15 protein-coding genes, 2 tRNA genes, 5 rRNA genes and 1 riboswitch are annotated in these 23212 nt (G+C 52.7%); of the genes, 9 read left to right on the forward strand and 13 right to left on the reverse strand.

Annotation, left to right across the window (positions count from 1 at the left end; all coding sequences use genetic code 11):
* Positions 1 to 28: 28 nt before the first annotated feature.
* Both DU000_RS10480 and DU000_RS10485 read right to left on the reverse strand, forming a co-directional pair.
* Entirely contained in the window at positions 29 to 325 is a 297-nt protein-coding gene (locus DU000_RS10480) for an NAD(P) transhydrogenase subunit alpha part 2 (protein ID WP_114403368.1), read from the reverse strand.
* Between the two features lie 17 nt (positions 326 to 342).
* Positions 343 to 1503, reverse strand: a complete 1161-nt coding sequence (locus DU000_RS10485; RefSeq protein ID WP_114403369.1) for a Re/Si-specific NAD(P)(+) transhydrogenase subunit alpha — start codon at positions 1501 to 1503, stop codon at positions 343 to 345.
* 156 nt (positions 1504 to 1659) lie between these two features.
* Here DU000_RS10485 and DU000_RS10490 point away from each other — a divergent pair, with 156 nt between their 5' ends.
* Together DU000_RS10490 and mnmA are read left to right on the forward strand one after the other, a co-directional pair.
* Positions 1660 to 2145: an NUDIX domain-containing protein gene (locus tag DU000_RS10490; protein WP_192878478.1), complete on the forward strand. Its 486-nt coding sequence runs from the start codon at positions 1660 to 1662 to the stop codon at positions 2143 to 2145.
* Positions 2146 to 2163: 18 nt separating this feature from the next.
* Positions 2164 to 3246, forward strand: coding sequence for a tRNA 2-thiouridine(34) synthase MnmA (mnmA, locus tag DU000_RS10495; RefSeq protein ID WP_114403371.1), 1083 nt, complete (start codon positions 2164 to 2166; stop codon positions 3244 to 3246).
* Here mnmA and DU000_RS10500 read toward each other — a convergent pair.
* Both DU000_RS10500 and DU000_RS10505 read right to left on the reverse strand, forming a co-directional pair.
* A complete protein-coding gene (locus DU000_RS10500) occupies positions 3202 to 3720 on the reverse strand; it encodes a hypothetical protein (protein ID WP_205074061.1) in 519 nt (172 codons plus the stop codon). The two genes, mnmA and DU000_RS10500, sit on opposite strands and share 45 nt — an antisense overlap.
* A 103-nt stretch (positions 3721 to 3823) precedes the next feature.
* Positions 3824 to 4435: a glutathione S-transferase N-terminal domain-containing protein gene (locus tag DU000_RS10505; protein WP_114403373.1), complete on the reverse strand. Its 612-nt coding sequence runs from the start codon at positions 4433 to 4435 to the stop codon at positions 3824 to 3826.
* A 132-nt stretch (positions 4436 to 4567) separates the two neighbouring features.
* Between DU000_RS10505 and purB the strand changes: the two genes are divergently transcribed.
* Positions 4568 to 5953: an adenylosuccinate lyase gene (purB, locus tag DU000_RS10510; RefSeq protein ID WP_114403374.1), complete on the forward strand. Its 1386-nt coding sequence runs from the start codon at positions 4568 to 4570 to the stop codon at positions 5951 to 5953.
* Between the two features lie 237 nt (positions 5954 to 6190).
* Entirely contained in the window at positions 6191 to 6694 is a 504-nt protein-coding gene (locus DU000_RS10515; RefSeq protein ID WP_114403375.1) for a c-type cytochrome, read from the forward strand.
* A gap of 77 nt (positions 6695 to 6771) precedes the next feature.
* On the opposite strand, the gene DU000_RS10520 is transcribed toward DU000_RS10515, so the two are convergent.
* Positions 6772 to 7914, reverse strand: coding sequence for an anhydro-N-acetylmuramic acid kinase (locus tag DU000_RS10520; protein ID WP_114403376.1), 1143 nt, complete (start codon positions 7912 to 7914; stop codon positions 6772 to 6774).
* A 129-nt stretch (positions 7915 to 8043) separates the two neighbouring features.
* A complete protein-coding gene (locus tag DU000_RS10525) occupies positions 8044 to 9513 on the reverse strand; it encodes a M23 family metallopeptidase (RefSeq protein ID WP_114403377.1) in 1470 nt (489 codons plus the stop codon).
* 289 nt (positions 9514 to 9802) lie between these two features.
* On the opposite strand from DU000_RS10525, the gene tyrS reads away from it, so the two are divergent.
* The 5 genes from tyrS to nrdR all read left to right on the forward strand — a co-directional run bounded on the left by tyrS (position 9803) and on the right by nrdR (position 14216).
* Positions 9803 to 11038: a tyrosine--tRNA ligase gene (gene tyrS / locus DU000_RS10530; RefSeq protein ID WP_114403378.1), complete on the forward strand. Its 1236-nt coding sequence runs from the start codon at positions 9803 to 9805 to the stop codon at positions 11036 to 11038.
* 5 nt (positions 11039 to 11043) lie between these two features.
* Positions 11044 to 11511, forward strand: coding sequence for a D-aminoacyl-tRNA deacylase (gene dtd / locus DU000_RS10535; protein ID WP_114403379.1), 468 nt, complete (start codon positions 11044 to 11046; stop codon positions 11509 to 11511).
* 5 nt (positions 11512 to 11516) lie between these two features.
* The gene (locus DU000_RS10540; RefSeq protein ID WP_114403380.1) at positions 11517 to 12209 is read left to right on the forward strand and encodes a histidine phosphatase family protein; all 693 of its coding nucleotides are present in this window, start codon (positions 11517 to 11519) and stop codon (positions 12207 to 12209) included.
* Positions 12210 to 12271: 62 nt separating this feature from the next.
* Positions 12272 to 12379: riboswitch (ZMP/ZTP riboswitch) on the forward strand.
* Positions 12380 to 12455: 76 nt separating this feature from the next.
* Positions 12456 to 13715 carry a serine hydroxymethyltransferase gene (glyA, locus tag DU000_RS10545; protein ID WP_114403381.1) on the forward strand — a complete coding sequence of 420 codons (1260 nt, stop codon included), beginning with the start codon at positions 12456 to 12458 and terminating at the stop codon, positions 13713 to 13715.
* Between the two features lie 30 nt (positions 13716 to 13745).
* Complete coding sequence (nrdR, locus tag DU000_RS10550) at positions 13746 to 14216, forward strand: transcriptional regulator NrdR (RefSeq protein WP_114403382.1); 471 nt, start codon at positions 13746 to 13748, stop codon at positions 14214 to 14216.
* Positions 14217 to 14320: 104 nt separating this feature from the next.
* Here the strand turns inward: nrdR and rrf (DU000_RS10555) are convergent.
* The 7 genes from rrf (DU000_RS10555) to DU000_RS10585 all read right to left on the reverse strand — a co-directional run bounded on the left by rrf (DU000_RS10555) (position 14321) and on the right by DU000_RS10585 (position 23025).
* Positions 14321 to 14434 (reverse strand): 5S ribosomal RNA (gene rrf / locus DU000_RS10555).
* A gap of 124 nt (positions 14435 to 14558) precedes the next feature.
* Positions 14559 to 17436, reverse strand: a 23S ribosomal RNA gene (locus DU000_RS10560).
* 253 nt (positions 17437 to 17689) lie between these two features.
* A tRNA-Ala gene (locus DU000_RS10565) sits at positions 17690 to 17765 on the reverse strand.
* A gap of 108 nt (positions 17766 to 17873) precedes the next feature.
* Positions 17874 to 17950 (reverse strand) — tRNA-Ile (locus DU000_RS10570).
* Positions 17951 to 18069: 119 nt separating this feature from the next.
* A 16S ribosomal RNA gene (locus tag DU000_RS10575) occupies positions 18070 to 19590 on the reverse strand.
* Between the two features lie 319 nt (positions 19591 to 19909).
* A 5S ribosomal RNA gene (rrf, locus tag DU000_RS10580) occupies positions 19910 to 20023 on the reverse strand.
* A gap of 124 nt (positions 20024 to 20147) precedes the next feature.
* Positions 20148 to 23025 (reverse strand): 23S ribosomal RNA (locus tag DU000_RS10585).
* Together the 16S, 23S and 5S rRNA genes with 2 tRNA genes alongside form the textbook arrangement of a ribosomal RNA operon.
* Positions 23026 to 23212 lie beyond the last annotated feature (187 nt).

Raw genomic sequence — 23212 nt, forward strand, 5'->3', positions numbered from 1 at the left:
CAATGCAGATAACTCAGCTCGCTGCGCATCATTTCTTTTCTTTTTTCTTAAACATTTCCAACATGCGTTGGGTCACTAAAAAACCGCCAAAGACATTGACCGCCGCCAGCGCCACCGCTAATACACCCAGGCCCTTGCCAAGGGTGCTTTCGGTGGAACCGGCCGCGAGCATCGCGCCCACAATAATGATGGCGGATACAGCATTGGTCACGGCCATCAGTGGCGTGTGCAGCGCGGGCGTAACCGTCCACACGACGTGGTAACCGACATAAATCGCGAGTACAAAAATAATCAGGTTGATGATGGTGGGATTGATAGCGTCCATGATGGTCTCTATTTCAATTAAGCATTACGTTTCAATTCGCCTGCATGGCACATCAAGCAGGCGGCAACGATATCGTCTTCAAGATTGAGGGTGAATTTGCCCTCGGCATCAACAATCAATTTCATGAAGTCGAGCAGGTTGCGGGCGTAGAGCGCGGAGGCATCCGCGGCGACCATGGCGGGCAAGTTGGTGTAACCCACCAGCTGTACGCCGTGTTGGGTGGTAACTTGGTCGGCCACGGTTAGCGGACAGTTACCACCGCCAATTTGCCCGTCTTTATTCAACCCTTTACCGGCTGCCATGTCGATAATCACCGAGCCGGGTTTCATACTCTGCACCATCGCTTCGGTAATCAAGGTCGGTGCGGTACGGCCCGGAATCAGCGCGGTACTAATGACCACATCGGCTTGCGCAATGCGTTCCGCCACTTTTTGCGCTTGGCGCTGCATCCAGCTCGCAGGCATCGGACGCGCATAGCCGCCCACGCCTTGCGCGCATTCCCGCTCTTCGTCGGTTTCAAACGGCACATCAATAAATTTCGCGCCGAGTGATTCGATTTGCTCTTTCACGGCGGGGCGCACATCCGAGGCTTCAATCACCGCGCCTAGGCGTTTGGCCGTGGCAATCGCTTGCAAACCGGCGACGCCCGCGCCCAGAATCACGACCCGTGCTGCTTTCACGGTACCAGCGGCGGTCATCAGCATGGGGAAAAAGCGTTGATAGAGGTTGGCAGCCAGCATGACGGCTTTGTACCCGGCAATGTTGGCTTGCGAGGAGAGCACGTCTAGGCTTTGTGCCCGGGTAGTGCGGGGGGCGGCTTCGAGTGCAAACGCCGTGACGCCCCGTGCATTGAGCGCTTTCAGTCCATTCGGTCCATCGACATCGAAAGGATTGAGCATGCCGACGACAATCTGCCCCTGCCGCAATTTCCCTAGGTCGCTAGGAGACGGTGTGCGTACCGTCAACAGCAAGTCAGCGCGCTGATAAATCGCATCCGCCTCCAGCACTTCAGCGCCAGCAGCTTCATACGCGGCATCAGGGATGTAAGCCGCAGCACCCGCACCGCGCTCAATGAGAAATTGATGTTTGCCGCCCGCACTCAGTTTTTTGACGGTTTCGGGGGTCGCCGCCACCCGTGCCTCCCCAGGGCTTGTCTCTTTGAATATGCCAATCTGCACTGCCCATCTCCTTTATCGGGTCGCTTGTATGAAAGTCAGGTAAAACGTCACCACATCTTACTGTGCAATATCTTTTCGCGCTACCACCGTAAAGTCTATCGAGCGCGTCACAAGCAGCGTAAAATATAGGCTTATCTATTTTTGCGCGCATGAATTATGTCGATCTGGAAACCCAGCGTCACCGTAGCGGCCATTATTGAGGACGCTGGCAAGTTCTTGCTGGTGGAAGAAGAAACCAGCGATGGTTTGCGTTTTAATCAACCTGCGGGCCACCTTGATGAAGGTGAAACCCCGGTACACGGGGCAATTCGCGAGGCGCTCGAAGAAACGGCACATCATTTCCAGCCACAGGGTTTTTTGGGCTTATACATGTCGCGTTACATTTCTGCCCGCACGCACGATGTCGTCACTTATTTACGCATCGCTTTCTATGGTAAGAGTCTGGGGGCCGATCTAACGCGAGCCTTGGATACTGGGATCGTGCGCGCAGTCTGGCTCACCCCGGAAGAAATTCAAGCGCTAGCCCCCCGTCACCGCAGCCCCTTAGTCTGGCAATGCATTGAGGATTACCTGAATGGCCGCCGCGCCCCACTAGAGCAGGTTTTTGCCCATGAATCGATTGTTGGCAAGCCACTGAATTAAACCGATGGCGTAAGACTCATGGCAAAAAAACGGGTGGTCATTGGCATGTCTGGCGGGGTCGATTCCTCGGTATCGGCGTACTTACTTAAACAACAAGGGTATGAGGTAATCGGTCTTTTCATGAAAAACTGGGAAGACGATGACGAGAGTGACTATTGTTCTACGCGTCAGGATTGGCTCGACGCTGCGTCGGTGGCCGATGTCGTGGGCGTCGATATTGAGGCCGTAAACTTCGCCGCCGAATACAAAGACCGCGTCTTCGCCGAGTTTTTGCGGGAGTACTCAGCGGGCCGCACCCCCAACCCCGATGTGCTGTGTAACGCGGAAATCAAATTTAAAGCTTTTCTGGACCATGCGATGAGCTTAGGGGCAGATTACATCGCTACCGGCCACTATGCCCGTGTCCGGGAACACCCCACGAAGCCAGGCGAGTTCCAATTACTGAAAGCGTTAGATGCCAGTAAGGATCAAAGCTATTTTCTGCACCGCTTGAATCAAGCACAACTGGCTAAAACCATTTTTCCGCTCGGCGAAATCCCTAAAACCGAGGTACGTCGAATCGCACTCGACTTGGGGTTGTCCAATGCCGCTAAAAAAGACAGTACCGGCATCTGCTTTATTGGTGAGCGGCCTTTCCGGGCTTTCCTCAATCAGTATTTACCAACCCAACCCGGACCGATGAAAACGCCAGAGGGCCAACAGGTTGGGCAGCATATCGGGCTGGCTTTTTATACGCTGGGCCAGCGCAAAGGGATTGGTCTTGGGGGGAGTAAGCAGGGAAATGGCGAACCTTGGTTTGTGGCCCGAAAAGAGATGGCGACCAACACACTCTATGTGGTCCAAGGGCATGATCACCCCTGGTTATTGCAGTCTACGCTACATGCCGAGGCAGCAAGTTGGATCGCCGGTTATCCCCCCGCCACTAACATGCGCTATGGGGCCAAGACTCGCTATCGTCAGGCAGATGCTGCCTGCACGTTTACCGGCGAGGCAGCTCATTTCACCCTGCATTTCCCAGTGCCGCAATGGGCAGTAACGCCGGGACAGTCGGCGGTGTTATACGATCACGATATCTGCCTCGGGGGCGGGATTATTGATTGAAAATGCCGCTGGCGCGGGCATCGCCATTAAGGTTGCCTCGGCTTGGTTGACCCAATAGACATGGTTGTCTGGCAAGCAATGGCATTCCAGTAATTCACTATAGGGTAAGGGTAAACTGGCGCAGAATTGGATGCCTTGTTTGCCCTCCGCTGCAAAGCGGGCAGCGGGCTCTGGCGCCCCACTAGCACGGTGAGTTGCCCCCAAACTCCAAAGCCAATCTGCGATACCTCTTGTTCCAGCGGTTTCTAGCCGGTGATCTTTTTCGATTTGCAGGGCTAAGCGAATCGGCTCGCTGTCTGAGGCCACGGACAACTGCAAACTGAGTTGCCACAGATCATGCGGTTGGGCAAAAAAGGGGAAGGCAAAGGTGAGCTGCTGTTCAGGAAAACCGTAATTAAACTGCAGTGACTCATCAAGCACGCTACGTGCTTGACCCTTCAGGTCAATGAACCGGACCTGACAACGATACTGCATGATTCCCATGACGACTTAACTCAAACTGTTATATGCGGCTAGTCTAATCAGGCATGAGCACGCCGACAATCGACTATGTCACACTTTTAGATACGGTCTTCGGTTATGCGACCGGAACCGTATCGATGAAAGTTTGCCGTTGGTTCAGTTTATCAACCAAGCTCGCCAGATTGGGGTGGGCGCCACGCCAATCAATTTGAGGAAACCGGAATGATAGCCAATTCAAGGCACACCCAACCGCGATATCTGCCAGGGTATAGGCATGGCCATTACACCAAGGCTTTTCGCCTAAGCCTTGTGCCATTGCGTTAAGGGAAAGCGTCACTTTATGCATTTGCCGTTCGACCCAGGCGGCACTGCGTTGCTCGGGGGCGCGTTGTGTTTCTTCCAGACGCATTAATATCGCGGCATCGAGCAAGCCATCAGCTAAGGCTTCCCAGCAACGCACTTCAACCCGCTCACGGCCATTTTGTGGAATTAACCGGTGAACTGGCGAAATACTATCTAGATACTCAACGATGACACGGGAGTCAAATACCGCTCCACCGTCTTCCATAATCAGGGTCGGGACCTTGCCCAGTGGGTTGGCGGCGTGAATCGTGGTATCGGGTGCCCAGACATCCTGCAGCTCTAATTGATAGTCAATTTTTTTCTCTGCTAAAACAACCCGTACTTTACGGGCATAAGGGCTGGTGAGTGAACCGAGTAATTTCATAGGCGGGCAAGTCAATTCATTTTTATCAGTGATTTGAGTATACCATCGCTGTTTTGTTCCCCATAGAAGAAGCCAACTGGAGTCGGAACCGGACGCGGTAAAATACGCTTTTAAGTTTGCCTAGGAATCGTTATGAGTCTCTCCGATACTGCGCTGGTTGGCTCCCCCCTGACCGCACTGTCCCCACTTGATGGTCGCTACGCCAGCAAAGTTGAAGCCTTACGCCCCCTGCTGTCAGAAGCAGGGTTCATGCAGCATCGCGTCAAGGTTGAAGTCACCTGGTTAATCGCATTGGCCGAGGCCGGCTTGCCAGAGTTGCCCCCCTTTTCCGCAGGCGCGAAAGCAACGTTACAAGGTCTGGTTGACAACTTTACGACAGCCCATGCGGCGCGGATCAAAGAAATTGAGGCGGTAACCAACCACGATGTCAAAGCGGTGGAATATTGGATCAAAGAAAACGTGAAAGAGAATGCCGAGCTGACCGCCGCGGCAGAGTTTGTTCACTTTGCTTGCACCTCTGAAGATATCAACAACACGTCACATGGGATGATGCTGTTGGCCGCGCGCAATACGGTGATGCTACCCACGGCGCAGAAGGTGATTGACCGCCTAACAGAGTTGGCGCATCAGTTAGCCGCCACGCCCATGCTGTCCCGCACGCATGGTCAACCCGCCAGCCCTAGTACGATGGGCAAAGAACTGGCGAATGTTGTGGCGCGCTTGCGCCGTGCCGCAAGTCGGATTGCAGACGTCGAGATTCTTGGCAAAATGAATGGGGCTGTCGGCAATTACAATGCGCATCTCTCGGCCTACCCTGAGTTGGATTGGGAAGCTTTCTCGCAGCGTGTTGTTGAAAGTATGGGGCTGACATTCAACCCTTACACCATTCAAATCGAACCACATGACTACATGGCAGAACTATTCGATGCGGTAGCACGCTTTAACACCATCCTCTTAGACTTGAATCGGGATATCTGGGGCTACATTTCATTGGGGTTCTTCAAACAAAAACTCAAAGAAGGCGAAATCGGCTCCTCGACTATGCCGCACAAAGTCAACCCGATTGACTTTGAAAACTCGGAAGGCAATATTGGTCTGGCAAATGCGTTATTACGCCATCTCTCAGAAAAACTGCCGGTGTCGCGCTGGCAACGTGACCTGACCGATTCGACCGTACTGCGGAATATCGGTGTGGCCTTTGGCTACTCGCTATTGGCTTATGAGTCGTGTCTGCGCGGGCTCAACAAGTTAGAGGCAAATGAGACAAAAATTGCTGATGATTTAGAGGCTTGCTGGGAAGTGCTGGCAGAGCCCATCCAAACCGTGATGCGCCGCTATGGCTTAGAGAACCCCTACGAGCAGCTCAAAGCCCTCACGCGCGGCAAAGGAATCAGCCGCGAAGCGATCCAAGCCTTTGTCCATGAGTTGGCGATTCCTGATGAAGCCAAAGCCCGTCTGCTCGCCCTGACCCCAGCAACGTATATTGGCAAGGCGCGTGAGTTAGCAGAAGCGATCTAACGTCACCTTTAGGACTAAACCTGGCGAGGCTGCATCCAGCTGGGTGGCTCATGCGTATCACCTGATACCTGTGCTTTATTGCAAAAATTGCGAGAAACTGTTGCGTTTAGCGTGCAGCATAGGTAGGCGATTACGATTAGACTGCGATTAGTTTGTGTATGGCCAGCGGGTGGGGCCATCGCAGCCGCTCAGCCCCGGATCGAATGAACCGGAGACTCATTAAAGAAAGGAAACACCATGCAGGTTTATTCAAGCTCAGGAAATCCAAGTAGTCCCGCGCGCCAGTCTTTTTGGCTGAAGTCAGCCCTGGCGATTGCCCTATTGGCGGGTGCAGTCAGCCCGACTTGGGCGCAATTCGCCAAAGCTGAAGATGCCGTCAAGTATCGCAAAGCCAGTTTTAGCTTGATGGCCCACCATTTCTCTCAAATCGGGGCGGTCGTCAAAGGCGAAAAACCCTTCAATGCCGCTGAAGTCGCGGCAAATGCCGCGTTGGTCGAGACCCTAGCCAAATTGCCTTGGAATGCTTTTCCCGCTGGCTCAGAGAGCGTTAGTGACAGCAAAGCCAAAGCAGAAATCTGGAAGGAAGCGGATAAGTTCAAAGCTGGAGCTGACAAGCTACAGGCTGATGTTGCCAAGTTGAATGTCGCTGCGAAGAGCAGTGACCTCGCTGCGATCAAAACCGCCTTTGGCGCAGTAGGCCAAAGCTGCAAAACCTGTCACGACAGCTACAAAAACAAGTAATGTAGAGAGGGGGCAGGCGTCGTTTTGCCCCCTTTACACCTAACCGCCTAACGCTAATAAGCAACAATTGCCCCCAACTAGGCGGGGTAGTATGCGCCCAAGGTCCTCAGGCCCTTTGCCCCAGTGACGGCAGGTAGATTGCCCGGCTGTTTTTCTTGATGACGCCACGCTAGCCAGGCAAACGCTAAGGCCTCCATGCTTTGCGCGGGAATGCCAAACTCGTCGGTGGTATGCCATGCCAAATGTGGCAGCGCTTTTGCCAGTTGGCGCATCAGAACCGGATTTCTAGCACCACCACCACAGACTAAGACCAATTGACAGTGCGGGGCATGCCGTCGCAGATCCTGTGCAATCGACTGGACGGTCAACATCATCAAGGTTGCTTGTACATCTTGTGGCGCCGGCGGCGTTGCGCAGGCCAGGGCGATTTGCTCTTCCAGCCAGACCAAATTGAACAAATCGCGTCCGGTACTCTTCGGGGGTTGTTGGCTGAAGTAAGGCTCGTGCATCAACCATTCAAGCAACGCAGGAAGGTACTCCCCACTGGCGGCCCACTCGCCATCCAGGTCAAAGGGTTTGTTCTGGTGGTGCTGAATCCAGGTGTCGAGCAAAACATTGCCGGGGCCGCAATCAAAGCCAAGAATCGGGGCGTCAGGTTGCAACGCGGCAGCAGGCAACAGGCTCAGATTGCTCATGCCGCCAATATTCAAAATCGCCCGCGTTTGCTCTGGATGCTGTAAGACGGCAGCGTGAAAGGCGGGGACTAAGGGTGCGCCCTGCCCACCTGCTGCGATATCGCGGCTACGGAACTCAGCAATCACGGGAATTCCAGTCAGTTCCGCCAACAGAGCGGGGTTGTTGAGTTGGATCGAGTAACCTAACTCAGGCTGGTGACGAATGGTTTGCCCATGCACGCCGAGCGCCTCAATTTGCCCCGCAGTAATTCTGGTTTGCCGTAGCAAATCATTAACCACCCGCGTATACAGTTGTACCAGTTGGTTTGCCGCCAACTGACTACGTGCCAGTTCATTTTGTCCGTCAGGGATTTGTAGTGCCAATAATTCTTCGCGCAGGGCACTCGGAAAGCTGGCGAAGGCATGGCCGAGAATCCTTGGGAAAGGCTGCGCATTGGGCTGATCTGCGGTAGAGAAATCGGCCAGAACGGCATCGACCCCATCTAAACTGGTGCCCGACATGAGGCCGATAAAATAACGTGACATGCTTTCCCCGATTAATTTTTATGAAAGGGATTGATTATGCTGCACTTGCAAAAAACAAGCGCGGACATAATTCACAATTTTTTATTATTCTTCACTTATCAGGGTTAAGCCCTGTTGGCATCATCGCCCTTATTCCAGCGCCACTAGGGTGGTTTGATTGAGTAAGTTGAGTTGCTGTTGCTGGCCACGGGCTTGTTGTTGAAAGTTGAGCAGGCGCATGCCCAACAGCGGTTGCGCTTGTGGCAAGGCAATTGCCAGAGGGTTACGCGGCTCATCATTAACGCGGAACTCATAATGCAAGTGAGGCCCTGTCGCCCAACCGGTTTGGCCCACATAGCCAATCAGGTCACCCTGTCGCACTTTTGCGCCTTTGCGCAAACCCCGCGCAAAACTGTTCAAGTGCGCATAGACGGTGCTGTATTGACCGCCGTGCTTCAGGATCAGCACATTTCCGTAGCCACCTTTAACCCCCGCCGTCTCGACCACGCCATCTGCCACTGCCCGAATTGGGGTGCCAACAGGCGCCGCGTAGTCTACCCCTTTGTGGGCGCGCCAAGTTTGCAAAATAGGATGAAAGCGGGCGCTGGTAAAGCCAGAGGTAACCCGCGAAAATTCGAGCGGTGAACGTAAGAATTGGCGCTTTAATGAGCGTCCTTCGGCTGTGTAGTAAGCGCCGTGTGTGCCGGTTTGCCCACGCTCACCAGGTTCTGCAAACCAGAAAGCTTGGATTGTTTTGCCACCATTATTGAACTCCGCGGCAAGTATGCGGCCAGCACGGACGAAATCCCCTTGCTGGTAGAACGCTTCATACAAGACACGGAAATGATCGCCGCGCCGCAAATCTTTGTGAAAATCAATTTCGCCAGAAAAGAGTTCTGCCAGTTGGGTCGCAATACCATCTGGGATGTTGGCGGCATCGGTTGCAGCAAACAATGAGCTACGAATATCGGCACGGCGCATTTCAACCCGACGTTCGTTTTGAATTTCGACCTCTTTCGCTTGCCACAAGTTACCCTGTCCCAAGCGCTCTATTTCCAGAAGCCGACTGGCTGCGCCCGCCCCTTCCTGCCGGGCATCGGCTGCCGCGGGGGTGTGGAAATAGCGCAGTTTTTGTAGGAGGCCGTTGCTATCCGTATGTGCCTGCACGCTGCGCCCGGGACGTAGCTGTAACAGATTGCGGGCAATCGTATCCCGCTTGATAAAGCTCTCCGCATCGGGGTCACGCACCCCCAAGCGCCACAATAAACTGGCCAGCGTGTCGCCGCGACGGATGGTTTCTTCTTGGATAAACGGGGTAGGACGACGCAGCGGATAGAGTGGCGTTAACTCTTCGGCGACGGCGAGCGGTGGCAGCGCTAACGGCAACGCAGCAACCTGGCTCGGTGGCAAGCCTATCAGCGGCTCATGTTCGGCTGGGGCCACGCTGTAAGCAGCGACAGCGCCGAACACTGGAATGGCAAATAAGAGCGCAAAAAATTGCACGCGACGATCCTGACGAAGTTGCCTCCAGTCCACGCGTTTCTCGTGTCCCAGCAGGGATGAAAATAAGGCGCGCAGGGCTGAGCCATTAAACACAAAATTCAATACAGGTAATCGCATAGGCTGAGGTAGAATCGCCACCTAATTGGTTTGCTTTCAATTTTTGACTGAATTGAAACGCATGGCCAACCGAGGTCAATCAGCAGGTTCTTTGTTAGAAGTGGGCCGATTATAGCAAGTGAATTGCCCTATACCCTAACGCGAGACGGCCACGCCGATTGTGCTTAAAGATGCAACAAATCGCCGAGCGCGAACTCGCGACGCTATTCATCCCACTTGATGACAGATCGCGCTGCGAAGACATGGTGCATGACAAGCGTTACTAACCGAACACACCGAACACGATTACATGACAAACTATAACGACAGCGCCGCTGAAAACTTAAGCGCATCGATTGCGCGTGCGCTCGCCATTACTAAACGAGGGTGTGAAGAGCTCTTGATTGAGGCCGAGTGGATTGCCAAACTCCAAAAATCAGAAAAAACCGGCCAGCCCCTCCGCATTAAGCTGGGCCTAGACCCCACTGCACCGGATATTCACCTCGGGCATACGGTGGTGTTGAACAAGTTGCGTCAACTCCAAGACTTGGGGCATACCGTGATTTTCCTGATTGGCGATTTCACTTCAATGATTGGTGATCCGTCAGGCCGCAACAGTACTCGCCCGCCGCTGACGCGTGAACAAATTGAGGCCAACGCCCTCACCTATGCGGCGCAGGCTAATAAAATCCTCGACCCCAGCAAAACCGAGTTGCGCTACAACTCCGAATGGTGCCGCCCGCTGGGGGCCGATGGCATGATTAAACTGGCTTCGCGCTACACCGTGGCGCGCATGCTGGAACGAGATGACTTCACCAAGCGCTACCAAGGGGGGATTCCCATTTCTTTGCATGAGTTTTTGTATCCGCTCATGCAGGGTTACGACTCTGTGGCCTTGAAATCGGACTTGGAGCTGGGCGGAACCGACCAGAAGTTCAACTTGCTGGTGGGGCGCGAGCTGCAGAAACAAGAAGGGCAAGAGCCGCAGTGCATACTCACTATGCCCTTGCTAGTCGGGCTAGATGGCGTGGACAAAATGTCCAAATCCAAAAACAATTATGTCGGGATTAGCGAAGCGCCGAACGAGATGTTTGGCAAGCTGATGAGTATTTCCGATGAGTTGATGTGGACGTATTACGAGCTACTGTCATTCCGCTCGCTTGAGGAAATCGCCACCCTGAAGGCCGCATGTGCGAATGGCCGCAACCCGCGTGATGCGAAGGTGGCCTTGGCGCAGGAAATCATTGCGCGCTTCCATACCCAAGCCGCTGCCGAACAAGCGCTGGCTGATTTTGAAGCGCGTTCCATGGGGGGGATTCCAGATGATATCCCTGAGGTGCAACTTGCTGGCGCACCACTGGGGATTGCCCAAGTACTCAAGCAGGCAAACCTAGCCCCCTCCACCTCCGAAGCAAACCGAAATCTGGAGCAAGGTGGCGTCAAAGTGGATGGGCAGAAAGTCGAAGATAAAGGCCTGAAACTAGAAGCGGGCACTTACGTCATACAAGTCGGCAAGCGCAAGTTCGCACGGGTTACGCTCAGTTAACCGCCATGATTGCCTTATTGCAGCGAGTCAGCCGAGCCGCCGTAACTGTGCACGAGCAAGTGGTTGGTGAGATTCGCGCCGGCCTACTCGTATTGCTTTGCGCCGAACGCGGAGATACCGAGGCTGAAGCCGACAAGCTCTTGCAACGCCTGCTGCGTTATCGGGTCTTTTCCGATGCGGCAGGGAAAATGAATTTGAGCGTACAGGATGTGGCGGGTGGGCTATTGCTGGTGCCCCAATTTACGCTCGCCGCTGATACGCGCAGCGGTACCCGCCCCAGTTTCACCCCCGCTGCACCACCTACAGAAGGAAAACGTTTGTTCGACTACGTTGTGGCGCAGGCACGGACGCACCATGCGCTGGTCCAAACCGGTGAGTTCGGCGCCGATATGCAAGTCAGTCTGGTGAATAACGGGCCGGTTACCTTTTGGCTGCGGCAAGCCCCTGCAGCAAAAACCGCGATGCAAGGCTAATTGCCATGCTTGAGATTCTGCTGATTCGCCACGGCGAAACCGACTGGAATGTGGTGGGACGGATTCAAGGGCATACCGACATCCCCCTGAATGCGCTAGGCCAGCGCCAGGCCGCTCAAGTTGCCTTGGCTTGCGCGGCCACGCCACTCGCGACGATCTACAGTAGTGACTTACAACGCGCGCAGCAAACGGCGCAGGCGATTGCGGATGCTCAGCAGCTGTCCGTCACGTTATCGCCTTTGCTACGCGAGCGCTGCTACGGTTGCTTTGAGGGTTTAACACCGGATGAAATCGAGCTGAGCTACCCGGATGCCTACACCTTATGGCAAACCCGTGACCCCGCTTATGTCATCCCTCAGGGTGAAAGCCTGCAAACCTTTTATGCACGGGTAATCACCGCTTTTTCAACGTGGGTAGCGCAGGCCGCACAGGGTTATCCGGAACAACGGGTGGCGCTGGTGGCCCACGGCGGCGTACTGGATTGTGTGTACCGCTACATGACCGGCATGGGGCTGGGTCAACCGCGTTCGTTTACTTTGCATAATGCGGCCCTCAATCGGGTGCAATTCGATGCAGCCGCCAATCGCTATGCCATTCTAGAGTGGGGTAACTGCTCACATCTTCAGGTGCTACAAGCCCCGGCACGGGATGAAATGAGTGAGCCACAGGCTTGTCCGGTCGACAAGCGCTTGCTTTGATAACGATTCACTAAGGCGGCCCGCGTTGCGGTTGCTCTAGGGCGCAAGCTCGCGTAAACTTCATCCTGTTGCGTGACTGGCGAAAGGGCCAACTCTCCACGAGAGTCGGGCTGGATGGAAGACCATCAGGGAGCGCAGCGTCACATATGCCGTTCGCCTGGGCTGCCCCTTAATCCTTCACCTTTTAGTGTTTTAATCGGTTTCGGATTTATCTTGCCCAATTTAATTTCTACACAAGGAATCGTTATGTTTGAACGTAGCGCCTATGCTTTAAGTCAAATCGACCCCGAAATTCAAGCCGTGCTGAATCAAGAAAATCAGCGCCAAGAAGAACATATTGAACTGATTGCCTCTGAAAACTACACCAGCCCAGCGGTGATGGCAGCACAAGGTTCGCAACTTACCAATAAATACGCCGAAGGCTATCCCGGTAAGCGCTACTACGGTGGCTGCGAGTATGTGGATGTAGCTGAGCAATTGGCGATTGATCGCCTGAAAAAACTCTTTGGTGCCGACGTGCATGGCTATGCCGCTAACGTACAACCCAATTCCGGTTCGCAAGCGAATCAGGGCGTCTTCATGGCCGTGCTGAAACCCGGCGATACCATCATGGGTATGAGCTTGGCCGAAGGGGGTCACTTAACCCACGGTATGGCACTCAATATGTCCGGCAAGTGGTTCAATGTGGTGTCTTATGGCTTGAACGAAAAAGAAGAAATCGACTACGAACGCATGGAAGCTTTGGCACGTGAGCACAAGCCCAAGCTGATTATTGCGGGTGCGTCTGCTTACGCCTTGCGGATTGATTTCGCCCGCTTTGCGGCGATTGCGAAAGAAGTCGGCGCCTATTTTATGGTGGACATGGCTCACTACGCAGGCTTGATTGCAGCGGGTGTATACCCCAGCCCCATTCCTCATGCGGACTTTGTGACGTCCACGACTCACAAGACCCTGCGCGGCCCCCGTGGTGGGATTATCTTGATGAAAGCCGAGCACGAAAAAGCGGTTAACTCAGCCATTTTCCCCGGCCTGCAAGGTGGTCCTTTGATGCACGTGATCGCGGGTAAGGCCGTTGCTTTCAAAGAGGCGCTCTCACCCGAATTCAAAGCTTACCAGCAGCAAGTTGTTAAGAATGCGGCGGTATTGGCTGAGACCTTGGTTAAACGTGGCCTACGGATTGTGTCTGGCCGCACCGAGAGCCATGTGATGCTGGTGGACCTACGTGCCAAAGGTATTACGGGTAAAGAAGCGGAAGCCGTATTGGGTCAAGCACACATTACCGTCAATAAAAACTCGATTCCGAACGATCCTGAAAAACCTTTCGTGACGAGCGGTATTCGCGTGGGTTCGCCTGCGATGACCACACGCGGCTTCAAGGAAAAAGAAGCGGAATTGGTAGGTAGCCTGATTGCGGACGTGCTCGAAAATCCGCATGATGCGGCAACGATTGCGCGTGTGAAAGCGCAAGTTGCTGAGCTGACTAAAGCCTTCCCTGTGTATTTCTAATTTTTCATACACTGGTCATTCATTCATCCTATGCGCTGTCCTTTCTGTGGTCATGCTGATACCCAAGTACTCGACACCCGTGTGTCGGACGAGGGTGATGTCATCCGCAGAAGGCGGCGCTGCGGCGACTGTGATCGCCGCTTTACCACGTATGAACGCATCGACTTGCAGTTTCCAGCCGTAGTAAAGAAGAATGGTAGTCGCGTCGACTACGAGCGCAGTAAGCTATTGGCTAGTTTTCGCTTAGCGTTGCGCAAGCGTCCCGTTACCGCAGAAGCCGTTGACCATGCCGTCCAGCGCATTGAAGAAAAACTAATCGCGAGTCCTGAGCGAGAAATTTCCTCTGATCGAATTGGGGAATTGGTGATGCGTGAACTGAAAAAAATCGACAAAGTTGCGTATGTTCGGTTCGCTTCAGTTTATCGTAGCTTTGAGGATTTGAGCGAGTTTGCAGATGCCATCGACGAAGTGCAGCGGGTTTCCACGCGTAGAAGCAAATAAATTGGCGTTCTCGCCTGTTTGTCATTGGTTAGCTACACGCTCCACGCTCTAAGCCTAGAAAAGCAAAAACCCATCCTCTGGTGAGGATGGGTTTTTATATAGGAGCCTGACGATGTCCTACTCTCACGAGCGATCTGCTCACTACCATCGGCGCTAAAGCGTTTCACGGTCCTGTTCGGGATGGGAAGGGGTGGTACCACTTTGCTATGGTCGTCAGGCATAACTTGTTGAATGGTTGCGATGGGCTGCGACCATTCCAATTTGAAGAAGTAAGTGAATAAGTTGGATTTGACCTAAAAATTGTGTTTGTATCGAAACACACTACGCTTATCCCAAAATTATAGGATCAAGCCTCACGAGCAATTAGTACTGGTTAGCTTAACGCATTACTGCGCTTCCACACCCAGCCTATCAACGTCCTGGTCTCGAACGACTCTTAAGTGTGATCAAGTCACAAGGGAAGTCTCATCTTGAGGCGAGTTTCCCGCTTAGATGCTTTCAGCGGTTATCTCTTCCACACATAGCTACCCGGCGATGCCACTGGCGTGACAACCGGTACACCAGAGGTGTGTCCACTCCGGTCCTCTCGTACTAGGAGCAGCCCCCCTCAAACTTCCAACGCCCACGGCAGATAGGGACCAAACTGTCTCACGACGTTTTAAACCCAGCTCGCGTACCTCTTTAAATGGCGAACAGCCATACCCTTGGGACCGGCTACAGCCCCAGGATGAGATGAGCCGACATCGAGGTGCCAAACACCGCCGTCGATATGAACTCTTGGGCGGTATCAGCCTGTTATCCCCAGAGTACCTTTTATCCGTTGAGCGATGGCCCTTCCATACAGAACCACCGGATCACTATGACCTGCTTTCGCACCTGCTCGACTTGTCAGTCTCGCAGTTAAGCACGCTTTTGCCATTGCACTATCAGCACGATTTCCGACCGTACCTAGCGTACCTTCGTACTCCTCCGTTACACTTTGGGAGGAGACCGCCCCAGTCAAACTGCCTACCATGCACTGTCCCCAACCCAGATAATGGGCCAAGGTTAGAACCGCAAACAGATCAGGGTGGTATTTCAAGGATGGCTCCATGCGAACTGGCGTCCGCACTTCAAAGCCTCCCACCTATCCTACACAGACCGGTTCACAGTCCAATGCAAAGCTACAGTAAAGGTTCATGGGGTCTTTCCGTCTAGCCGCGGGGAGATTGCATCATCACAAACATTTCAACTTCGCTGAGTCTCTGGAGGAGACAGTGTGGCCATCGTTACGCCATTCGTGCAGGTCGGAACTTACCCGACAAGGAATTTCGCTACCTTAGGACCGTTATAGTTACGGCCGCCGTTTACTGGGACTTCAATCAAGAGCTTGCACCCCATCATTTAATCTTCCAGCACCGGGCAGGCGTCACACCCTATACGTCCACTTTCGTGTTTGCAGAGTGCTGTGTTTTTATTAAACAGTCGCAGCCACCGATTCTCTGCGACCCGTTCACGCTCCGTTGTTCACTTCACGCTACTAGGGCATACCTTATCCCGAAGTTACGGTATCAATTTGCCGAGTTCCTTCTCCAGAGTTCTCTCAAGCGCCTTAGCATACTCAGCTCGCCCACCTGTGTCGGTTTGCGGTACGGTCGTGTCAAACTGAAGCTTAGAGGCTTTTCTTGGAGGTTCATTCAGTTACTTCGCAAGCAAGCTCGCTCGATCTTTCGCCTCGGTGATACGCTGCCGGATTTGCCTAGCAGCCACCTACACTCAGAAACCGGGACATCCAACACCCGGATAACCTGCAAAACCCCGTCCCCCCATCGCATTTGACATCGGTGCAGGAATATTAACCTGCTTCCCATCGACTACGCATCTCTGCCTCGCCTTAGGGGCCGACTCACCCTACGCCGATGAACGTTGCGTAGGAAACCTTGGGCTTACGGCGAGGGGGCCTTTCACCCCCTTTATCGCTACTCATGTCAGCATTCGCACTTCTGATACCTCCAGCATGCTTCTCAACACACCTTCGCAGGCTTACAGAACGCTCTCCTACCATCACTAGAACTTAATCTAGGATCCGCAGCTTCGGTGACTGGCTTAGCCCCGTTACATCTTCCGCGCAGGACGACTCGATCAGTGAGCTATTACGCTTTCTTTAAAGGGTGGCTGCTTCTAAGCCAACCTCCTGACTGTTTTAGCCTTCCCACTTCGTTTCCCACTTAGCCAATCTTGGGGACCTTAGCTGGCGGTCTGGGTTGTTTCCCTCTTGACACCGGACGTTAGCACCCGATGTCTGTCTCCCATGCTCGCACTTCCAGGTATTCGGAGTTTGCTATGGCGAGGTAAGTCGCAATGACCCCCCCAACCATTACAGTGCTCTACCCCCTGGAGTGATACATGAGGCACTACCTAAATAGTTTTCGGAGAGAACCAGCTATTTCCAGATTTGTTTAGCCTTTCACCCCTATCCACAGCTCATCCCCTAACTTTTCAACGTTAGTGGGTTCGGTCCTCCAGTGCGTGTTACCGCACCTTCAACCTGGCCATGGATAGATCATCTGGTTTCGGGTCTACACCCAGCGACTGGACGCCCTATTCGGACTCGGTTTCCCTGCGCCTCCCCTATACGGTTAAGCTTGCCACTGAATGTAAGTCGCTGACCCATTATACAAAAGGTACGCCGTCACCCCTTACGAGGCTCCGACTGTTTGTATGCACACGGTTTCAGGATCTATTTCACTCCCCTCCCGGGGTTCTTTTCGCCTTTCCCTCACGGTACTGGTTCACTATCGGTCGATCACGAGTATTTAGCCTTGGAGGATGGTCCCCCCATATTCAGACAGGATTTCACGTGTCCCGCCCTACTTTTCTCTAACTTAGTACCATTATCGTGTTTTCGCGTACGGGGCTATCACCCACTATGGCCGGACTTTCCATTCCGTTCCACTAACTCGACAATTATCATTAGAAGGCTCTTCCCATTTCGCTCGCCACTACTTTGGGAATCTCGGTTGATTTCTTTTCCTGCAGCTACTTAGATGTTTCAGTTCACTGCGTTCGCCTCGCATACCTATGTATTCAGTATGCGATACCCTTACGGGTGGGTTTCCCCATTCGGAAATCTGCGGATCAAAGCTTGTTTGCTAGCTCCCCGCAGCTTATCGCAAGCTACAACGTCCTTCATCGCCTGTGATCGCCAAGGCATCCACCATGTGCACTTATTCACTTGATCCTATAATTTTGGGCACTCATAAGAGTGTCTAAAACATAGCAAGTGTAGCGTGTTCATTTTTGCCGTAATCCAATTCACTTTGAGAACATGGATTAATTTGGTTGATACAATCACAACCCGTGGTCAAATCATTGATCAAATATAAAAAGTTGATAACAACATTGACTCACTTTACTTCTTCAAATTGTTAAAGAACAAACAGCCTTTGGGTAAAACCCAAACGCAAACACCTTCATGCTTGCGTTTGAATTCTTGGTGGAGGATGACGGGATCGAACCGACGACCCCCTGCTTGCAAAGCAGGTGCTCTCCCAGCTGAGCTAATCCCCCAATAAACTCTGCAATACCACTTTTATGATGACGCTCGTGGGTTACGCCACTTTCGCATCATTGATTGCTCGTTTCTTTGGTGCACGCATCGAACACCAAACTGATGTTTGGTGGGCCTGGTAGGACTTGAACCTACGACCCCACGCTTATCAAGCGTGTGCTCTAACCACCTGAGCTACAAGCCCTCACCGAGTGAAGGCTTCGGGCAATCAGTGAGAGAATGAATTCTCACGTCTCACTCGACATGCCTCACACATAAAAACTAACCGATAAGCGTGAGCGCTTAAACTTTCGCTTACTCTAGAAAGGAGGTGATCCAGCCGCACCTTCCGATACGGCTACCTTGTTACGACTTCACCCCAGTCATGACCCCTGCCGTGGTAATCGCCCTCCTTGCGGTTAGGCTAACTACTTCTGGCAAAAGCCACTCCCATGGTGTGACGGGCGGTGTGTACAAGACCCGGGAACGTATTCACCGCGACATGCTGATCCGCGATTACTAGCGATTCCGACTTCATGCACTCGAGTTGCAGAGTGCAATCCGGACTACGATCGGTTTTATGAGATTAGCTCCCCCTCGCGGGTTGGCAACCCTCTGTACCGACCATTGTATGACGTGTGAAGCCCTACGCATAAGGGCCATGAGGACTTGACGTCATCCCCACCTTCCTCCGGTTTGTCACCGGCAGTCTCATTAGAGTGCCCTTTCGTAGCAACTAATGACAAGGGTTGCGCTCGTTGCGGGACTTAACCCAACATCTCACGACACGAGCTGACGACAGCCATGCAGCACCTGTGTTCTGATTCTCTTTCGAGCACGAATCCATCTCTGGAAACTTTCAGACATGTCAAGCGTAGGTAAGGTTTTTCGCGTTGCATCGAATTAATCCACATCATCCACCGCTTGTGCGGGTCCCCGTCAATTCCTTTGAGTTTTAATCTTGCGACCGTACTCCCCAGGCGGCCTACTTCACGCGTTAGCTGCGTTACTGAGTCAATGAAGACCCAACAACTAGTAGGCATCGTTTAGGGCGTGGACTACCAGGGTATCTAATCCTGTTTGCTCCCCACGCTTTCGTGCATGAGCGTCAGTATTGACCCAGGGGGCTGCCTTCGCCATCGGTATTCCTCCACATCTCTACGCATTTCACTGCTACACGTGGAATTCTACCCCCCTCTATCACACTCTAGCCATGCAGTCACAAGTGCAGTTCCCAGGTTAAGCCCGGGGATTTCACACCTGTCTTACATAACCGCCTGCGCACGCTTTACGCCCAGTAATTCCGATTAACGCTTGGACCCTACGTATTACCGCGGCTGCTGGCACGTAGTTAGCCGGTCCTTATTCTTCAGGTACCGTCATCCCGTCGCGATATTAGCGCAACAGTTTTCTTCCCTGACAAAAGTGCTTTACAACCCGAAGGCCTTCTTCACACACGCGGCATTGCTGGATCAGGGTTGCCCCCATTGTCCAAAATTCCCCACTGCTGCCTCCCGTAGGAGTCTGGGCCGTGTCTCAGTCCCAGTGTGGCTGGTCGTCCTCTCAGACCAGCTACAGATCGTCGCCTTGGTGAGCTTTTACCCCACCAACTAGCTAATCTGATATCGGCCGCTCCAATAGCGCGAGGCCTTACGGTCCCCCGCTTTCACCCGTAGGTCGTATGCGGTATTAGCTAATCTTTCGACTAGTTATCCCCCACTACTGGGTACGTTCCGATATATTACTCACCCGTTCGCCACTAGAGTATTGCTACCCCCGTTCGACTTGCATGTGTAAGGCATGCCGCCAGCGTTCAATCTGAGCCAGGATCAAACTCTTCAGTTTAATCTCTTCAAAATATGAACCTGCGCATATTTCCATATGCAGCACGTTCGCATCGCTCACTCAAAGTAAGAATTAACTTCTCTTCGTGAGCATTTGGGTGGCCATCTCTGACCTTTCGCTACTCGCCCAAACGCCCACACTTATCGGCTGTTTATACTGTTAAAGAACATCTGACTTTCATCAGTTGGCGCACTCGCCGAAATACATAATATCTACCACTTACTTTACTGGGCAACAATCTCAACCCAATAAATTAAATGCTACACACTTATTAGGATAAAAAACCCATCCTCTGGTGAGGATGGGTTTTTATATAGGAGCCTGACGATGTCCTACTCTCACGAGCGATCTGCTCACTACCATCGGCGCTAAAGCGTTTCACGGTCCTGTTCGGGATGGGAAGGGGTGGTACCACTTTGCTATGGTCGTCAGGCATAACTTGTTGAATGGTTGCGATGGGCTGCGACCATTCCAATTTGAAGAAGTAAGTGAATAAGTTGGATTTGACCTAAAAATTGTGTTTGTATCGAAACACACTACGCTTATCCCAAAATTATAGGATCAAGCCTCACGAGCAATTAGTACTGGTTAGCTTAACGCATTACTGCGCTTCCACACCCAGCCTATCAACGTCCTGGTCTCGAACGACTCTTAAGTGTGATCAAGTCACAAGGGAAGTCTCATCTTGAGGCGAGTTTCCCGCTTAGATGCTTTCAGCGGTTATCTCTTCCACACATAGCTACCCGGCGATGCCACTGGCGTGACAACCGGTACACCAGAGGTGTGTCCACTCCGGTCCTCTCGTACTAGGAGCAGCCCCCCTCAAACTTCCAACGCCCACGGCAGATAGGGACCAAACTGTCTCACGACGTTTTAAACCCAGCTCGCGTACCTCTTTAAATGGCGAACAGCCATACCCTTGGGACCGGCTACAGCCCCAGGATGAGATGAGCCGACATCGAGGTGCCAAACACCGCCGTCGATATGAACTCTTGGGCGGTATCAGCCTGTTATCCCCAGAGTACCTTTTATCCGTTGAGCGATGGCCCTTCCATACAGAACCACCGGATCACTATGACCTGCTTTCGCACCTGCTCGACTTGTCAGTCTCGCAGTTAAGCACGCTTTTGCCATTGCACTATCAGCACGATTTCCGACCGTACCTAGCGTACCTTCGTACTCCTCCGTTACACTTTGGGAGGAGACCGCCCCAGTCAAACTGCCTACCATGCACTGTCCCCAACCCAGATAATGGGCCAAGGTTAGAACCGCAAACAGATCAGGGTGGTATTTCAAGGATGGCTCCATGCGAACTGGCGTCCGCACTTCAAAGCCTCCCACCTATCCTACACAGACCGGTTCACAGTCCAATGCAAAGCTACAGTAAAGGTTCATGGGGTCTTTCCGTCTAGCCGCGGGGAGATTGCATCATCACAAACATTTCAACTTCGCTGAGTCTCTGGAGGAGACAGTGTGGCCATCGTTACGCCATTCGTGCAGGTCGGAACTTACCCGACAAGGAATTTCGCTACCTTAGGACCGTTATAGTTACGGCCGCCGTTTACTGGGACTTCAATCAAGAGCTTGCACCCCATCATTTAATCTTCCAGCACCGGGCAGGCGTCACACCCTATACGTCCACTTTCGTGTTTGCAGAGTGCTGTGTTTTTATTAAACAGTCGCAGCCACCGATTCTCTGCGACCCGTTCACGCTCCGTTGTTCACTTCACGCTACTAGGGCATACCTTATCCCGAAGTTACGGTATCAATTTGCCGAGTTCCTTCTCCAGAGTTCTCTCAAGCGCCTTAGCATACTCAGCTCGCCCACCTGTGTCGGTTTGCGGTACGGTCGTGTCAAACTGAAGCTTAGAGGCTTTTCTTGGAGGTTCATTCAGTTACTTCGCAAGCAAGCTCGCTCGATCTTTCGCCTCGGTGATACGCTGCCGGATTTGCCTAGCAGCCACCTACACTCAGAAACCGGGACATCCAACACCCGGATAACCTGCAAAACCCCGTCCCCCCATCGCATTTGACATCGGTGCAGGAATATTAACCTGCTTCCCATCGACTACGCATCTCTGCCTCGCCTTAGGGGCCGACTCACCCTACGCCGATGAACGTTGCGTAGGAAACCTTGGGCTTACGGCGAGGGGGCCTTTCACCCCCTTTATCGCTACTCATGTCAGCATTCGCACTTCTGATACCTCCAGCATGCTTCTCAACACACCTTCGCAGGCTTACAGAACGCTCTCCTACCATCACTAGAACTTAATCTAGGATCCGCAGCTTCGGTGACTGGCTTAGCCCCGTTACATCTTCCGCGCAGGACGACTCGATCAGTGAGCTATTACGCTTTCTTTAAAGGGTGGCTGCTTCTAAGCCAACCTCCTGACTGTTTTAGCCTTCCCACTTCGTTTCCCACTTAGCCAATCTTGGGGACCTTAGCTGGCGGTCTGGGTTGTTTCCCTCTTGACACCGGACGTTAGCACCCGATGTCTGTCTCCCATGCTCGCACTTCCAGGTATTCGGAGTTTGCTATGGCGAGGTAAGTCGCAATGACCCCCCCAACCATTACAGTGCTCTACCCCCTGGAGTGATACATGAGGCACTACCTAAATAGTTTTCGGAGAGAACCAGCTATTTCCAGATTTGTTTAGCCTTTCACCCCTATCCACAGCTCATCCCCTAACTTTTCAACGTTAGTGGGTTCGGTCCTCCAGTGCGTGTTACCGCACCTTCAACCTGGCCATGGATAGATCATCTGGTTTCGGGTCTACACCCAGCGACTGGACGCCCTATTCGGACTCGGTTTCCCTGCGCCTCCCCTATACGGTTAAGCTTGCCACTGAATGTAAGTCGCTGACCCATTATACAAAAGGTACGCCGTCACCCCTTACGAGGCTCCGACTGTTTGTATGCACACGGTTTCAGGATCTATTTCACTCCCCTCCCGGGGTTCTTTTCGCCTTTCCCTCACGGTACTGGTTCACTATCGGTCGATCACGAGTATTTAGCCTTGGAGGATGGTCCCCCCATATTCAGACAGGATTTCACGTGTCCCGCCCTACTTTTCTCTAACTTAGTACCATTATCGTGTTTTCGCGTACGGGGCTATCACCCACTATGGCCGGACTTTCCATTCCGTTCCACTAACTCGACAATTATCATTAGAAGGCTCTTCCCATTTCGCTCGCCACTACTTTGGGAATCTCGGTTGATTTCTTTTCCTGCAGCTACTTAGATGTTTCAGTTCACTGCGTTCGCCTCGCATACCTATGTATTCAGTATGCGATACCCTTACGGGTGGGTTTCCCCATTCGGAAATCTGCGGATCAAAGCTTGTTTGCTAGCTCCCCGCAGCTTATCGCAAGCTACAACGTCCTTCATCGCCTGTGATCGCCAAGGCATCCACCATGTGCACTTATTCACTTGATCCTATAATTTTGGGCACTCATAAGAGTGTCTAAAACATAGCAAGTGTAGCGTGTTCATTTTTGCCGTAATCCAATTCACTTTGAGAACATGGATTAATTTGGTTGATACAATCACAACCCGTGGTCAAATCATTGATCAAATATAAAAAGTTGATAACAACATTGACTCACTTTACTTCTTCAAATTG

The organism is Parvibium lacunae (assembly GCF_003335215.1).
Lineage (GTDB): Bacteria > Pseudomonadota > Gammaproteobacteria > Burkholderiales > Burkholderiaceae_D > Parvibium > Parvibium lacunae.